This is a genomic window from Bacillus sp. SRI_025 (assembly GCF_057592095.1).
Window position 1 is genome coordinate 298,006 of sequence record NZ_JBYEGB010000005.1, and the last position, 14,856, is coordinate 312,861.

Annotated in this window: 17 protein-coding genes; 4 read left to right on the forward strand and 13 right to left on the reverse strand. The window is 39.1% G+C overall.

What is annotated here, in order from left to right:
- Positions 1-104 precede the first annotated feature (104 nt).
- The 4 genes from AC20OE_RS15790 to groES form a co-directional block, all read right to left on the reverse strand.
- Positions 105-1,166, reverse strand: a complete 1,062-nt coding sequence (locus AC20OE_RS15790) for a DNA sulfur modification protein DndB (protein WP_487268993.1) — start codon at positions 1,164-1,166, stop codon at positions 105-107.
- Complete coding sequence (locus AC20OE_RS15795; RefSeq protein WP_257218334.1) at positions 1,159-2,244, reverse strand: DNA sulfur modification protein DndB; 1,086 nt, start codon at positions 2,242-2,244, stop codon at positions 1,159-1,161. The genes AC20OE_RS15790 and AC20OE_RS15795 overlap by 8 nt, the downstream gene beginning before the upstream one ends.
- Positions 2,245-2,662: 418 nt before the next feature.
- Positions 2,663-4,297, reverse strand: a complete 1,635-nt coding sequence (groL, locus tag AC20OE_RS15800) for a chaperonin GroEL (protein WP_024424467.1) — start codon at positions 4,295-4,297, stop codon at positions 2,663-2,665.
- A 56-nt stretch (positions 4,298-4,353) separates the two neighbouring features.
- A complete protein-coding gene (groES, locus tag AC20OE_RS15805; protein ID WP_024426730.1) occupies positions 4,354-4,638 on the reverse strand; it encodes a co-chaperone GroES in 285 nt (94 codons plus the stop codon).
- Between the two features lie 229 nt (positions 4,639-4,867).
- Here groES and AC20OE_RS15810 point away from each other — a divergent pair, with 229 nt between their 5' ends.
- From AC20OE_RS15810 to AC20OE_RS15820, 3 genes are read left to right on the forward strand one after another with little or no spacing between them, the layout of a single operon-like run.
- The gene (locus AC20OE_RS15810) at positions 4,868-5,602 is read left to right on the forward strand and encodes a CPBP family intramembrane glutamic endopeptidase (RefSeq protein ID WP_058837872.1); all 735 of its coding nucleotides are present in this window, start codon (positions 4,868-4,870) and stop codon (positions 5,600-5,602) included.
- A complete protein-coding gene (locus AC20OE_RS15815) occupies positions 5,599-5,793 on the forward strand; it encodes a YdiK family protein (RefSeq protein ID WP_003213897.1) in 195 nt (64 codons plus the stop codon). Before AC20OE_RS15810 ends, AC20OE_RS15815 begins: the two co-directional genes overlap by 4 nt.
- Before the next feature lie 56 nt (positions 5,794-5,849).
- The gene (locus AC20OE_RS15820) at positions 5,850-6,476 is read left to right on the forward strand and encodes an NUDIX hydrolase (RefSeq protein ID WP_487268994.1); all 627 of its coding nucleotides are present in this window, start codon (positions 5,850-5,852) and stop codon (positions 6,474-6,476) included.
- A 39-nt stretch (positions 6,477-6,515) separates the two neighbouring features.
- Here AC20OE_RS15820 and tatC read toward each other — a convergent pair whose 3' ends face one another.
- From tatC to moaC, 4 genes are read right to left on the reverse strand one after another with little or no spacing between them, the layout of a single operon-like run.
- On the reverse strand, positions 6,516-7,274 hold the full coding sequence (tatC, locus tag AC20OE_RS15825; RefSeq protein WP_098676753.1) for a twin-arginine translocase subunit TatC: 759 nt from the start codon (positions 7,272-7,274) through the stop codon (positions 6,516-6,518).
- 6 nt (positions 7,275-7,280) lie between these two features.
- Complete coding sequence (locus tag AC20OE_RS15830; RefSeq protein ID WP_008355689.1) at positions 7,281-7,460, reverse strand: twin-arginine translocase TatA/TatE family subunit; 180 nt, start codon at positions 7,458-7,460, stop codon at positions 7,281-7,283.
- 27 nt (positions 7,461-7,487) lie between these two features.
- Positions 7,488-8,141, reverse strand: coding sequence for a redox-sensing transcriptional repressor Rex (locus AC20OE_RS15835; RefSeq protein WP_008355687.1), 654 nt, complete (start codon positions 8,139-8,141; stop codon positions 7,488-7,490).
- A 15-nt stretch (positions 8,142-8,156) separates the two neighbouring features.
- Entirely contained in the window at positions 8,157-8,648 is a 492-nt protein-coding gene (moaC, locus tag AC20OE_RS15840) for a cyclic pyranopterin monophosphate synthase MoaC (RefSeq protein WP_039176857.1), read from the reverse strand.
- Positions 8,649-8,786: 138 nt separating this feature from the next.
- Here moaC and AC20OE_RS15845 point away from each other — a divergent pair, with 138 nt between their 5' ends.
- A complete protein-coding gene (locus AC20OE_RS15845) occupies positions 8,787-10,709 on the forward strand; it encodes an ABC-F family ATP-binding cassette domain-containing protein (protein ID WP_487268995.1) in 1,923 nt (640 codons plus the stop codon).
- Between the two features lie 269 nt (positions 10,710-10,978).
- Here the strand turns inward: AC20OE_RS15845 and tsaD are convergent, their stop codons facing one another.
- The 5 genes from tsaD to thiL are packed head-to-tail and all read right to left on the reverse strand — an operon-like array spanning position 10,979 to position 14,588.
- Positions 10,979-12,004 carry a tRNA (adenosine(37)-N6)-threonylcarbamoyltransferase complex transferase subunit TsaD gene (gene tsaD, locus AC20OE_RS15850; protein ID WP_487268996.1) on the reverse strand — a complete coding sequence of 342 codons (1,026 nt, stop codon included), beginning with the start codon at positions 12,002-12,004 and terminating at the stop codon, positions 10,979-10,981.
- Positions 11,997-12,425: a ribosomal protein S18-alanine N-acetyltransferase gene (rimI, locus tag AC20OE_RS15855; protein ID WP_024424460.1), complete on the reverse strand. Its 429-nt coding sequence runs from the start codon at positions 12,423-12,425 to the stop codon at positions 11,997-11,999. The genes tsaD and rimI overlap by 8 nt, the downstream gene beginning before the upstream one ends.
- A gap of 25 nt (positions 12,426-12,450) precedes the next feature.
- Complete coding sequence (gene tsaB, locus AC20OE_RS15860) at positions 12,451-13,140, reverse strand: tRNA (adenosine(37)-N6)-threonylcarbamoyltransferase complex dimerization subunit type 1 TsaB (RefSeq protein WP_185854137.1); 690 nt, start codon at positions 13,138-13,140, stop codon at positions 12,451-12,453.
- Positions 13,121-13,597, reverse strand: coding sequence for a tRNA (adenosine(37)-N6)-threonylcarbamoyltransferase complex ATPase subunit type 1 TsaE (tsaE, locus tag AC20OE_RS15865; RefSeq protein WP_059376127.1), 477 nt, complete (start codon positions 13,595-13,597; stop codon positions 13,121-13,123). The genes tsaB and tsaE overlap by 20 nt, the downstream gene beginning before the upstream one ends.
- A 13-nt stretch (positions 13,598-13,610) precedes the next feature.
- Entirely contained in the window at positions 13,611-14,588 is a 978-nt protein-coding gene (thiL, locus tag AC20OE_RS15870; protein WP_073979363.1) for a thiamine-phosphate kinase, read from the reverse strand.
- Between the last annotated feature and the right edge of the window lie 268 nt (positions 14,589-14,856).

The window sequence follows — 14,856 nt, forward strand, 5'->3', positions numbered from 1 at the left end:
TTTACACCCTGAAAATATTTTTTATAAAGTAATACTCTTAAGAAATCTTTATCACTAATTATATTGAAAAATTATCTACTTAAAAATAAAGTGGAGACATTTCTTTATAAACTGTAATCCAATATTGATACCAGTTTATTTTCTTCACTAGCTATAAATAAATCAAATTCAAACGGTGTATTTGCTCTGGATGTTAACATATGAGGTTGCCATATTGGGTTTTTATTAGACCAATCTATATTTTTTAAATGCATGACTTCTTCTTCCCAGTTTATTATCCATTTCACTTCATTAGTGGTTTCAGTAATAATCCTCTTATTTAAATGGTATGCAATTGCATTTTGCAATGGCTCATGCCCAATAACATATTTTAATACATTACCAGGTTCAGAAGGAAGAGCTTCAATAAAGGCAAGGAAAAACCTCTCCAAAAAGCTCAAAATATCATCATAATATTCCTTAATTAGTTTTTCTTCTTTCAAATTTGTACTTTTTTTCCCAAACAGTAAAATACTAACGAACTTTTTTAATCTCACACTGGTACTAAAATCAGTATTAGTTGGTCGTACTAATCTACTTTTATTAAACTCAACTTTTACAGATTGAAGTGGTTTAGAAATTTGATATAATTCTTTTATTAATATATTTGTAATGTCTCTAGTATCATAATTAGTAATAAGAGACATTGAAACTCTTTTAGAATTAGAATTCATATCTGCAAATAAGGATTTTTCATCTTTCTTTGTTAACCCAAAATATAATTGCAAAGTTAAATCACTATTTAGTAAAATCTCTTTTCGGTCTTCATTGAAATGACTTTTGGTCATATATTGTTCCAAGCTTTTTAACCGATGCTGACCATCAATTACAACAAGTCTTACTCCTGCTGATATTTCCAGTTCCATCTTCTTAACATCATAATACCCCAAAGGACTTTCTGGGAATGAACATACGATTGATGGAAAATATATTCCAAGATCTGAATCGAAACTATCTAGATAATTAATTATTTTAGGCAGTCTACTATAGTTCAGATCTCTATTAATTTCAGGATCTATACGATATATATTAAGTATATCTCTAACTTTAATTTGAGTGGTCATCAACCCTTTATTTCCTTCGGTATCAAAGGGTTGAATCCCCCCTTTAAGCTTTATATTATACATCTGATATTTTCTCCCTCAAGACACTATTTAAGTAACTTGTTATCATTCTGCTCCCCCGCGCACCACTTGAAAAATTATATTTTTTAGTTGTTTGTTTATATGGGATCCCTAACAATTTAAAGTCAACATTTTTATGCGTCCAATCAATTTTACTTATCACATTGCTAAAAAGAAAGTGCATTGATAAATTTGGATTTTTAACACGTGTCTCATAAATAAATAAGGATATTCCGAATATTACAATAGGTATAAAAATTACACATTCATTTCGATTATTTGCATTTTTTGGAGCAAATTTAACTAATAAATCCAAAAATTCTTCTGTTCTATTTTTGTATTGATCGTAATTATTTTTTGAGATTTTTGACTTTGTCTTAGCTGTATATAAAATACCGTCATTTAAAGTAATAATAGTATTATGAAGTGTAGCTGCAGTCATTAGCTTTGTTCTCGTTGTTTTGCCTCTCATTTCAAATTTATCCATAGATATAGTCGGGTGATTATATATTATATCTTTTGTAAGTTCCCCACAAAGACTATTATTTTTATACATGACCAACAAGGTATTGCTTACCTTTGAAGATTTTGTGTTGATATCTGTAAAAAGTTGTTGTTCTTGACTAATGGTTAAATCCGTAAATATTTGAATTGTCAGGGGGAAATTTCTTGCCTTATTTAGTTTTTCTTTACTAAGGAGATCATTTCTTGTCTCTAGCCTTGCTATAATCATTTCAAAAGCCTTTATCCTATGTTGTCCGTCCAGAACAATAAGCTTATCGTCAAAATTTAATTTAAATTTAGAATCATTTTCATCATAGTTGCCTTTTCCTCTCGATGAGAATATTAAGGGTGGAAAATATATATCATTTCCATCTAAGCCAAATTGAATGTACTTCTGAATATCTGTTACATGATATTCTATAATATCTCTTTGAACTTCCCGATCAATTTCAATAAACTTTAGTACTTGATCTACTGAACATTGTATTGATATGACATATTGATTAAACTGTTTCCCTTTCATAGCGTTAAATGATAGGTAATGCGGAGAAATCATTATATTTTTTAAACTCTCCACTCTATATCCCCCTTTTCTTTTAGGTCTTTCTTACAAATTATTCATCTGTGTAATATCTCTCCATGAACTAATACTAACTTCTAAACCATTAAATTACAATGTTAATTTTGGATTCAATACCTTTTTTTTCAATTGATCTCTTTTATAATTAATTATATTTATTGATTTTTCCGTATAATCAATATGGAAAAATCAATGACTATCAAAAAAATAATAGTATGTAATATAAAACTCTCATTCTTATTGACTTATACCTTAATACACCCAGTCTAGAAATTTTTTAAAAAAATCTGTTATTAATACATGAATAAAGAGGCTTCCAATTTGTTAAAAGAACAAAATGAAGAGCCTCTTGTTTAAATCAGATTCTATATTTAAATTAAAAAACCCCTATATTTCAAGGGGTTTTCGAAGGGTGTTACATCATTCCGCCCATTCCACCCATGCCGCCCATATCCGGCATTCCGCCGCCTGAGCCGCCTTCTTCTGGTTTGTCAGCTACGACTGCTTCAGTTGTTAGAAGCATTGCTGCTACAGAAGCTGCGTTTTGAAGTGCAGAGCGAGTTACTTTTGTTGGGTCAACGATTCCTTTTTCGATCATGTTTACCCATTCGTTTGTTGCTGCGTTGAAGCCTACGCCAATTTCTTCGTTTTTCAAGCGCTCAACGATAACGGATCCTTCAAGACCAGCGTTGTGAGCAATTTGACGAATTGGCTCTTCAAGAGAACGTAGAACGATGTTTACACCTGTTTGAACGTCACCATCAGCTTCAATTGAAGCGACTTTGTTGTATACATTTACAAGTGCTGTACCACCACCGGATACGATACCTTCTTCAACTGCTGCACGAGTTGAGTTCAGTGCATCCTCGATGCGTAGTTTACGCTCTTTTAGTTCTGTTTCAGTTGCAGCACCAACTTTGATGACAGCGACGCCGCCAGCTAGTTTTGCAAGACGTTCTTGTAATTTTTCTTTATCGAATTCAGAAGTTGTTTCTTCTACTTGTGCACGGATTTGGTTCACACGTGCTGCAATTTGAGCAGAATCTCCTGAACCTTCAACGATTGTTGTGTTTTCTTTTGTCACAACGACTTTAGACGCGCGACCAAGCTGACCGATTTCAGTTGATTTCAGGTCAAGTCCTAGATCTTCTGTGATTAATTCTCCGCCAGTTAGAACAGAGATGTCTTCAAGCATTGCTTTACGACGATCACCGAATCCAGGTGCTTTTACTGCTACTGCGTTGAATGTACCACGAAGTTTGTTCACAACAAGAGTTGCAAGTGCTTCGCCTTCTACATCTTCAGCAATAAGCAATAATGGTTTTCCTTGTTGTACAACTTGCTCAAGTACAGGAAGGATTTCTTGAATGTTTGTGATCTTTTTATCTGTGATTAAGATGTAAGGATTTTCAAGAACTGCTTCCATCTTATCAGAATCTGTCACCATGTATGGAGAAGCATATCCGCGGTCAAACTGCATACCTTCAACCACTTCTAGCTCAGTTGTGAAACCTTTAGATTCTTCAATTGTGATAACTCCGTCGTTGCCAACGCGCTCCATCGCTTCAGCGATTAGGCTGCCGACTTCTTCGTCTGCTGCAGAAATAGCCGCAACTTGAGCAATTGATTCTTTACCTTCGATTGGTTTAGAAATCTCGTGCAAGCCTTCAAGTGCTACTTTTACTGCTTCTTCGATCCCTTTACGAACGCCAACAGGGTTTGCACCAGCTGTTACGTTTTTAAGACCTTCACGGATCATCGCTTGAGCTAGAACTGTTGCAGTCGTTGTACCGTCACCAGCTACGTCGTTTGTTTTGCTTGCAACTTCAGCAACAAGTTTTGCACCCATGTTTTCAAATGCATCTTCTAATTCGATTTCTTTTGCAATCGTTACACCATCATTTGTGATAAGTGGAGAACCGAATTTTTTCTCAAGAACCACGTTACGTCCTTTTGGTCCTAAAGTTACTTTCACAGCATCTGCAAGTGCATCTACACCACGTAACATCGCACGACGTGCTTCTTCACTGAACTTAATATCTTTTGCCATAATAACGAAACCTCCTCAGTCTTTTTAAAAATATATCTCAATGCTTTTTTATGTGATTAACCAATAACAGCTAAAATGTCGCTCTCACGAAGGATTAAATATTCTTTTCCTTCATATTTCACTTCAGTGCCTGCATATTTTGAGAAGATAATGCGGTCGCCTGTGCTTACTTCTAACGCAACGCGCTCACCACTTTCAAGTACACGCCCTGAACCTGCTGCAACAATTTTACCTTCTTGCGGTTTTTCTTTTGCAGAATCCGGTAACACAATACCGCTAGCGGTTTTTTCCTCAGATTCAACGAGTTCAATGATTACGCGATCGCCTAATGGCTTTAACATAAGAAACAACCTCCTCAATTTTTATATGTAGTCTTTTTTAGCACTCATCACCAGTGAGTGCTAACACATTTATTATAATAAAGAATGTCTTCTGCAATTTCAAGTGAAAACCTTTAAAAATTTTTACGCTTTCACGATCTTTTTGAATCTCAGATTCTTTCCTTTTCATCGTAAAAGAAGACTTGTGTTACAATAAATTTAGTTCTTTTAGTAAAGGGGTTTTCGTTACTTGAAAAAACAATATTGGTACATCATCTTAACGTATATATTGGTACAGGTATCTGCGTTTCCTTATTTTCTCATAATGAAATGGCTGGGATTCATTCAATCACCGATGACTCAAACAGAGCTTTCAAAATTATCAGGAACGTGGACAATCATCAGTTTCTGTATCGGATTGATCATTATTCTGCTCATCCTTCGAACCGTCCCAAAAGCTTCACTGCGAAATGAAGCGCCAGCTTCAATCGGTTCTGCTATCGCATGGATCATTGGCGGTTTCTTTCTTTCTCTCTTTGCACAATCAATTGCGGGGGCGATTGAACAATATGCATTTGGCATTGGACGAGAATCTGAAAATACCCAAAACATTTTATCCATTATGGATGCCGTTCCTTGGCTTGTGATCGTCATCGCCCTGATTGGACCGATATTAGAGGAAATCATTTTCCGTAAAATCATCTTTGGTGTGATTTATGAAAAAACGAATTTCTTCATTGGAGCACTTGCCAGTTCAGTGGTTTTCGCTGCTGTACATTATGATTTTCCCCATATCTTGCTCTATACCGCAATGGGCTTTACCTTTGCCTTTTTATATGCGAAAACAAAACGAATCATTGTCCCAATCGGCGCTCATATGCTGATGAACTCACTTGTCGTTCTTGTGCAGATTGAGCCAGTGAAAAAAATGATTGAAGAACAATCTCAAACCATGCAAATGATTATTGGAGGCTTTTTCTCATGAGAAACCCAGTCGTATGGGGCATCATTTATTTTGCCGTAGGTGTGGCTTTCACCTATATGGCCATTCAAAATCCAGGTGACATGTGGTCATTTTACAGCATTTTGCTGATGGTGTTTGCGGCCTATAATATCAATATCGCGCTTAAAATGTTTGCCTTCTCTGTCAAACTCAAAAAACAGCAGCAAAAATAAATCAAAAACCATTTTCCGCGTTTGGAAAATGGTTTTTTTATGGAGGATGTAACTTCATGGAACATGAAAAACTTCGTTTCTTCAATGATCAGCATGAAACCATTGGAGCTGCCGCTCGTTCAGATGTCCACGCCCAAGGTCTTTGGCATGAAACATTTCATTTCTGGCTTCTTAAAAAGGAGCTTGGCACCGTGTATCTCTATTTTCAGCTAAGGAGTCCTGCAAAAAAGGATTTTCCTTCACTGTTTGATATCACCGCAGCAGGTCACCTTCTCGCAGATGAACAGCCTTCTGATGGCTTAAGAGAGGTAGAAGAAGAACTTGGTCTTTCTATCCTTTTTGAGGACCTTACTTATACAGGAATCATAAAAGATGAAATTCACCTGCCTTCTTTCATCGACCGTGAGTTCTGTCATGTGTATCTTTATATGAATGAAGAAAAGCACATGGAAGTTCATCTACAGAAAGAAGAAGTCGCTGGTCTGTACAGAACAAAGCTGCCTGATGCACAGCAGCTTTTAACAGGATCATGTGAAAGAATTCGTATCGAGGGCTTTATAGTTGATGCAAACGGAGAACGACTTGAGGAAAGCATCGAAGTGGGTATTCATAATTTTGTCCCGCATGAGCCTGCCTATTATGAGCACCTCTTTCACACGATCAATCAATTTCTTACACAATAGAAAAAGCATCGTGATCCCTTATTGGATCATGATGCTTTTTTATGAAACATAATGTTTTTCTTTCTCCTCTGTTTGCTGCATTTTGCGGTAGGTCACTCTTGAAATGATAATGCTCACTTCGTATAAAACGAGCATTGGCAAGGTGACCATGAGGTGAGAAACAAGCTCTGGCGGTGTAATGAGTGCGGCAATGACAAGGAGGACAAAATAGGCATACTTCCGTATTTTTGATAAAAACATCGGTGTGATGATGCCGAGTCTTGTGAGAAACATCAACACGACGGGCATCTGAAACAAAAAGCCAAATGGAAGTGTTAGCTGCATTAGAAATGTAAAATACTCATGAATCCCAATGACTTGCTCTACATTTAAATCATTCGACATTCGCATCATAAAATCGACGACAAACGGAAATAAAATAAAGTAAGAGAAAGCCACACCGCTCAAAAATAAAAGCAGTGCAATCGGAATGTAAGCAAGTGTCACCTTTCTTTCTTTCTCATATAAGCCAGGACTCACAAACGCCCACAGCTGATATAAAATAACGGGACACGTCAAAACCAAAGCAATGACAAATGCGAACTGCATAAACACGTACAGTGGATCTGTAAGTTTAAATGCATTCAGCGTCAGTGTTGCCGCTTCATCGGTATTTTGTAAATACACAATGACCGGCTTAGCGAGAAAAAAACCAGCCACCATAAAGGCGACAAAAAACATCGCAATGATCACTAGGCGTTTTCGCAGTTCCACAATATGCTCCATAAGCGGCATATCTTTGACATTCATGAAGCTCATCCTATTCTACTGATCTTCTTTTTTCTTTTTTTCTTCCTGATCATCAGCTAAGCCTTTTGTGGCATTTTTGAATTCACGTAATGTATCTCCTGCTGCTCTTCCTAATTCAGGAAGCTTTTTCGGCCCAAAAATAATGAGCGCTACAATCGCAATCAGAATCAAACTCCCAGGACCGATCGGACCCATTTGCTCCACCCCCTTTACCCCTTTTCGTCAGTCCTCCTGCGTAACAGAGTAATGCTTTAAGAAATACACAAGAGACTGAAGTTCAACCGCCAAATCTATATGATGAATTCGAATGTGTTCCGGCACATTCAATCGAGCCGGCGTAAAGTTAAGGATTCCTTTGATGCCAAGGGCAATCAAACGATCTGTAATGGATTGAGCTGCTACGGCAGGTACTGTCAAAATTGCAACAGGGATATCTCCTACCTCTTGAACATGCTCTTCAAGCTTATCCAAATCATAGACAGGCACGCCGCCTATCTCACTTCCTATTTTACTCTCATTGACGTCAAAAGCCATTGAAATTTTTGTATTATTATTTTTTATGAAATTATAGTGTAAAAAAGCAGTCCCTAAATTCCCGACACCGATGAGCATGACATTGGTCATTTCATCTTGGTCAAGGGTCTTTCTGAAGAAGGTCAAGAGATAATCGACATTATAGCCATACCCTTTCTTCCCAAGTGCACCAAAGTACGAAAAATCTCGGCGAATGGTAGCAGAATCCACTTTGACTGCATCACTAAGCTCAGCTGATGACACCCTTTGTTTTCCTGATGCATGCAAATTTTTTAAAAAACGGTAGTAAAGCGGCAAACGTTTGGCTGTCGCTTGTGGAATTTTTGACTGATCTATATTCATATAAGGTCCTCCAACTTAAATATCAGATGCTCTGTGAAAATCACCGTTTTTCCCGCCTGTCTTTTCAATTAGATAGGTTGGACCGATGATCATGCCTTTATCAATCGCTTTGCACATATCGTAAACGGTCAGTGCACATACTGAAGCAGAAGTGAGCGCTTCCATCTCCACACCCGTACTTCCTTTTGTTTTCACCTGTACTTGTATGTTCAGGATGTGCGCATTTCCGTCTTCCTCCCAATTAAAGGAGATATCCACGCCTTTTAGTGCAAGCGGATGACACATTGGAATGATGGTAGATGTTTGCTTTGCTGCCATGATGCCAGCAACCTGTGCAACAGACAGCACATCCCCTTTTCCAATTTCATGCTGTTGTATTTTATGAAACACTTCTTTTATCATACGAACACTTGAAACAGCAACGGCGGTTCTCACTGTAGACGATTTGTCACTAATGTCGACCATCTTTGCTCTCCCCTGTTCGTTAAAGTGGCTAAATTGACTCATCTTTCAACGCTCCCTCACTCAAATGATACACTATTTTTTCCTATCTGTCTTTCATTTGAATATGGCGATTGTATGTAACATTTGCCGGTTTACTGCTGATAAGCTACACTTAACATATTATAGCAGAGGTGAAGTTACATGATGATTCTACAAGTGAATCAGCTGTCCAAATCGTTTGGCGCTGATACCGTTTTAACGAATATAAAATTGGAAGTCAAAGCAAGGGATCGAATTGCCATTGTAGGTCGTAACGGCGCAGGCAAATCCACGCTTTTGAAAATCATTGCCGGTCAAATGTCTTACGAGCAAGGTGAGATCATCAAACCAAAAGACCTATCGATCGGCTATTTAGCACAGCATACCGATGTGACGTCTACACGTACGCTAAAAGACGAATTATTATCGGTTTTTGATCATTTAAAAGAGATGGAACAAGAGATGAGAACCATTGAGGAGAAAATGGCTTCTTCCACAGGTTCTGAGCTGGAAGCCCTGATGAAAACCTATGACAGGCTTCAGCAGGAATTTAAAGATCAAGGCGGCTATCAATATGAAGCAGATGTCCGCTCCATTCTTCATGGACTCGGCTTTAGTCATTTTGAAGATGAGACAACCGTCCAATCTTTAAGCGGCGGCCAGAAAACCCGTTTAGCACTTGGAAAGCTCTTGTTAATGAAACCAGAACTCTTAATTCTGGATGAGCCGACAAACCATTTAGATATTGATACCTTATCATGGCTTGAGCAGTATTTGCAAAATTATACAGGTGCCATTCTCATCGTGTCCCATGACCGCTATTTCTTAGACAAAGTCGTAAACCACGTCTATGAAGTCTCAAGAACTTCGATGAAAAAGTTTGCAGGGAACTATAGTAAGTATCTGGATCTGAAAGCAGAGCAGCTCGAGCGGGATATGAAACTATACGAAAAGCAGCAAGAAGAGATCTCAAAGCTCCAGGATTTCGTGGACCGCAACCTGGCAAGAGCCTCCACCACAAAGCGCGCTCAAAGCAGACGCAAACAGCTCGAACGGATGGATCGTTTAGATAAGCCTTTAGGAGATGAAAAATCTGCAAACTTTCATTTTGATATTACGAGACAAAGCGGCAATGATGTACTGAAGGTACATGATCTCGATATTAGTTATGATGAAAAAACACCGCTCCTATCCTCTCTTTCTTTTCAGATTAAACGCGAGGATAGTGTGGCACTCATTGGTCCTAACGGGATCGGGAAATCAACCCTTTTAAAAACGTTAACGAACACATTAACACCAGTAAAAGGCGACATCACTTTTGGATCTCATGTCACGATCGGCTACTATGACCAAGAGCAAGCCAAACTGACATCCTCGAAAAAAGTGCTAAATGAGCTTTGGGATGATTATCCTCATATGAATGAAAAAGAAATTCGGACATGTTTAGGAAATTTCCTCTTTTCAGGGGATGACGTTTTAAAGCCTGTCCATGCATTAAGCGGTGGGGAAAAAGCACGTCTTGCGCTGGCAAAGCTGATGCTCCAAAAAGCCAATTTTCTTATTCTCGATGAACCTACAAACCATCTTGACTTAGATAGTAAGGAAATTTTAGAGAATGCACTAATCGATTATCCAGGAACCATCTTATTTGTCTCGCATGATCGTTATTTTATCAATCGTCTCGCTACGAAAGTATTCGAGCTGTCGCCTACAGAAACAAAAGAATATCTCGGTGATTATGACTACTACCTTGAAAAGAAAAATGAACAACTAGAGCTGAAGGCACTTCAACATAATGAACCGGTTAAAAAACAAGCTGCCCAGCCAGCAGAAACAACAAAGCTTTCTTATGCGGAAGAAAAAGAACTGAAAAAGAAAGAAAGACAAAAGCAGCGCAGGATTGAAGAAATTGAAAAACGGATTGCTGTCATTGAAGACAAGCTTGGCGAAAATGAAGAGCTGTTATGTGATCCTGATATTTTTCAAGATCACGAGAAGGTCCAAGCCATTCAAACAGAAAATGATACGCTCAATCAAGAGTTAGAATCACTTTTTGCGGAGTGGGAAGAGCTGTCAGATTCTTAAAGAGTGCCCTAAAGGGTACTCTTTTTTCTTTCAATGAAAATTTATTATCCACAAAGATACCCACAATAACTTCTTGATTATTCTTAAACACTTTAGACTTATCCACTTTATCCACAGTGTTTTAATCACATATCCACAAAAAAGGTCGTATTTATACACATCCTCTTCACTTTAAAACAAAATTTTCTAACAATTGTGGATATTTAACGTTTACATGTGAATAAATCGCTTTCATAGAAAAATAAAAACCCCTGTAATCCACAGGAGTTTTATTTATATGAGACAAGCGGCAATCCTGGCTGGCCATTCATCGCCATATCGCCTCTGATTCCTTTTTCAAACGCAATGGTTCCAGCGGCAGCGATCATGGCTGCATTGTCTGTGCAAAGTGATAATGGCGGAATAATAACCTTCACGTCTGGCAGTTTGAATGCTGAAGTTAAAGCTTCTCTTAGTCCTTTATTGGCAGCGACTCCTCCAGCTAGAACAACCTGCTTCACACCATAGGCTTCTGCTGCTTTCAATGTTTTACCAACAAGCACCTCAATGACACTTGCTTGAAAACTTGCGGCTAAATTCTCTGGGGCAATCGTTTCTCCCTTTTGTGACGCATTGTGTAAGGTGTTGATCACAGCTGATTTTAAACCACTGAAGCTAAAGTGATAAGACCCTTCTTCAAGCCATGCACGAGGAAGCTTAATTGTCGGCTCTCCTTCATGTGCTAACCGATCAATATGAGGTCCGCCTGGGTACGGGAGACCCATCGTCCGGGCCACTTTATCGTAGGCTTCTCCAGCTGCATCATCTAATGTTTCTCCGATGACCTCAAAAGATCCGTGCTCCTTCATTAAAACAAGCTCAGTATGTCCGCCAGAGACAACAAGAGCTAAACATGGAAACTCCAATTCATCAACAAGCTGGTTGGCATAAATATGCCCTGCAATATGATGAACACCAACAAGAGGAATTTGATGGGCAAAGCTCAGTGCCTTTGCTGCATTGACGCCAATCAGCAGGGCACCGACGAGACCGGGCCCTTCCGTAACAGCAATCGCATCCAAATCCTTAAAGCTCATACCCGCCTGTGTCATCACTTCTTCTAATACGATGGTGACTTGCTCCACGTGATGCCTCGAAGCAATTTCAGGTACAACACCGCCAAATCGTTTATGACTGTCTATTTGCGAGGCCACTACATTCGCCACGATTTTCTTTCCATTTTTCACAATGGACGCAGCTGTTTCATCACAGCTTGTTTCTATTCCTAATATGAATCGATCTGTTTGTTCACTCATTTATATTCACCCACATGACTAACGCATCTTCTCCATTATCCGTATAATAATTCTTTCGAATAGAAGCTGGTCTGAAACCGAGCTTTTCATAGAGGGATTGTGCTGGTGTATTTGAAACCCGCACCTCTAAAGAAAGATGATCTGTCTTTTTTTCTTTGCAAAATTCCATGACATATCGAAGCAATGCTTCCCCGTAGCCTTTTCCTCTATGCTCAGGGAGAATCGCAATGTTCGTAATTTGTGCATCGTCCATGACAATCCAGACCCCGCAATATCCAACAGGCTGCTTATCTTCTTCAATGAGGAAATAATGGCTGTATTGGTTATGAAGAATCTCATAGACAAACGATTCCTTTTTCCAAGGCGCTGTAAACGAATGCACTTCAATCGTATACACCTCTGGAATGTCCGCTACTGTCATTTGTCGTATTTCTGCTATGTTAAGGTTATTTTTGTCCTTCAAGCCATTTCACTTCCGCTTCTGCCAAACGAATATAGTTAGGAACAAGCTGATGAACATCTTCAGCAGGACGATCTGCGCCTAAAAATGCAAGCACTGAAGGTCTTGGGTTATGAAATGTCCCCTCTGCCAGTACAGCCGTTTCTCCTAAAATGGAGCGAATGCTCTCTTCATGAAGGTGCACATCTTGTCCAAGAAATAGAACAGGTTTTCCTGTCTTCTTCAGCTCATGAAGCCAATCCGTGAGCAGGATATTTTGATCTGGTTCGACCTCTTTGATCTTACCTTTTTCAAACGTATATAGCCCAGTATAAACTTGTCCTCTTCTCGCATCAAATAGAGGTGAGATATACCCATCAAAATATTGGCCATTTGCCGCAAGCGCTTCTAAACTCGAAACAGCCGATATCGGGATAGACAGCGTCCACGCAAGTGTTTTTGCTATGGTAACACCAATTCTGACGCCAGTGTAAGATCCAGGTCCTTTTGCCACAACGATTTTACTTAGTTCGCTTGGTGCTACACCACATTCTTTCATCAATGCTTCAACAGTGGGCATCGCTCGGACGGAATGGTTCTTTTTTAAATACGTAATGCTCTCGCCAATCACAGTGAGATCTCTTACAAGAGCAATTCCTAGTGTATGGTTTGATGTATCAATGGCCAGTATGGTCAAATTCTTTCATCTCCTTACAAAGGGACTCATAACGCTCCCCTTTTGCATCAAACGTGAGATGCCGTTCTTCTTCACGTTCTGTTCTCAGCATTTCAATTTTTAAATAGGAAGAAGGCAATTGAGGTTCAATCAGATGTGCCCATTCAACCAAGCATACACCTTCACCCTCAAAATATTCTTCTAGTCCGATGTCTTCTTCCGCATCTTCCATGCGGTACACGTCCATATGGTAAAGTGGCAGTCTGCCATCGGTATATTCTTTAATAATTGTAAAGGTGGGGCTGTTGACGATACGGGTAATTCCTAAGCCTTCCGCAAAACCTTTTGAAAAAGTGGTTTTGCCTGCGCCTAAATCTCCTTCTAATGTCAATACATCGCCTGGCATCACAAGTTTGGCCAAAGCAGCGGCAATTCGTTTCGTCTCATCCGCACCTTTTGTTGTCCATGTTAATTTCACCGTTGATGTCACCTCATTTCTTAAAATGATTATATCCTTTTTTCATTAACATTGTTTGTTGATCATTGTCTTTTAACATAACACTAGCTGCTTGATCATCCTTGACTTGTCCAATACGTGTGATCTGAATGCCTTCTTTTTGACATTGAGATTCAAAGCTTTCCCAATCAGATTCTGGTATCGTACCAGTTAAAACAAAGTCTTCTCCCCCAAATAACACCCATTCATGCCAGTCTTTGCGCAGCACCTGTAAATCCGGATGAATTGGAAGCTTATCAGCTTCTATCTCGATCCTCACACCGCTCGCTTCGGCTATCTCATTCAACTCACTCGCTAATCCATCACTCACATCATTCAAGGTGACCCGCGGGAAACTTGAACAAATGTGACCAGCAGCAATATGAGGCTGAGGCATTTTATGACGCTTAAGAAAGAAATCAGCGTCGACCGCCTTAGAAGGGACTGCTTCGTTCATTAAGATTGATAACCCAGCAGCCGACGAACCGAGTTCACCTGTGACAAAGACGACGTCTCCAGTTTGAGCACTGTGGCGATAACAAGCTGCTCCCTTTGACACCTCACCAATGACCGTCACGGTAATGACAAAGTCACTGCGGGTAGCTACTGTATCTCCACCAATCAAATCCATACGATAGGTGTCAGCCAACGCTTTCATTCCCTCGTAAAGAGCCGTGACGATTGTTTCATCACCATGAGGCGGGATTGCAATTGAAACAAGATAATACTTTGGGGTGCCTCCCATTGCAGCGATATCACTGACATTGACTGCCAGTGCCTTAAAGCCAACTTCAAAAGGTGTGGAAAAGTCAAAACGAAAATGAACATGCTCCACCATTGTATCAACGCAAACGACCTCTTCACAATGTGAATGAGGTTGATAAACACTTGCATCATCACCGATGCCCATGATCAAAGAGCGCTGATATGTATCTTTTGGTGTGATTCGGCGAATAAGATCAAATTCATCCATAAAAAGACAGCCCCTTCTTGCAATCAATTGGTTAAATAGACATGATGTCAAACACAGTTAGTATTAGTGTAGCGAATATAAGTCTCCGTTCCAACTAAAAATGATATAAAGAAAGCCTGGTGTGTAAAAACCAGGCTGGGTTGAAGTAATCTATCTATTCTTTCATATAGTGTAACCAAACACAAATCATTTCATTGCATCGTGGGTACTTGTAGAAAGAAAAAGACATAAAAAAAAACGAAACTATACGTTTTCGTTTACAAGTCAT

Bases quoted from the DNA above. Each gene is read 5' to 3' on its own strand.
- AC20OE_RS15790 (WP_487268993.1), bottom strand. From the start codon at position 1,166: ATGTATAATATAAAGCTTAAAGGGGGGATTCAACCCTTTGATACCGAA.
- AC20OE_RS15845 (WP_487268995.1), top strand. From the start codon at position 8,787: ATGATGATTCTACAAGTGAATCAGCTGTCCAAATCGTTTGGCGCTGAT.
- thiL (WP_073979363.1), bottom strand. From the start codon at position 14,588: ATGGATGAATTTGATCTTATTCGCCGAATCACACCAAAAGATACATAT.
- moaC (WP_039176857.1), bottom strand. From the start codon at position 8,648: ATGAGTCAATTTAGCCACTTTAACGAACAGGGGAGAGCAAAGATGGTC.
- rimI (WP_024424460.1), bottom strand. From the start codon at position 12,425: ATGACAGTAGCGGACATTCCAGAGGTGTATACGATTGAAGTGCATTCG.
- groES (WP_024426730.1), bottom strand. From the start codon at position 4,638: ATGTTAAAGCCATTAGGCGATCGCGTAATCATTGAACTCGTTGAATCT.
- tsaD (WP_487268996.1), bottom strand. From the start codon at position 12,004: ATGAGTGAACAAACAGATCGATTCATATTAGGAATAGAAACAAGCTGT.
- AC20OE_RS15830 (WP_008355689.1), bottom strand. From the start codon at position 7,460: ATGGGTCCGATCGGTCCTGGGAGTTTGATTCTGATTGCGATTGTAGCG.
- AC20OE_RS15835 (WP_008355687.1), bottom strand. From the start codon at position 8,141: ATGAATATAGATCAGTCAAAAATTCCACAAGCGACAGCCAAACGTTTG.
- AC20OE_RS15820 (WP_487268994.1), top strand. From the start codon at position 5,850: ATGGAACATGAAAAACTTCGTTTCTTCAATGATCAGCATGAAACCATT.
- AC20OE_RS15815 (WP_003213897.1), top strand. From the start codon at position 5,599: ATGAGAAACCCAGTCGTATGGGGCATCATTTATTTTGCCGTAGGTGTG.
- tatC (WP_098676753.1), bottom strand. From the start codon at position 7,274: ATGAGCTTCATGAATGTCAAAGATATGCCGCTTATGGAGCATATTGTG.
- groL (WP_024424467.1), bottom strand. From the start codon at position 4,297: ATGGCAAAAGATATTAAGTTCAGTGAAGAAGCACGTCGTGCGATGTTA.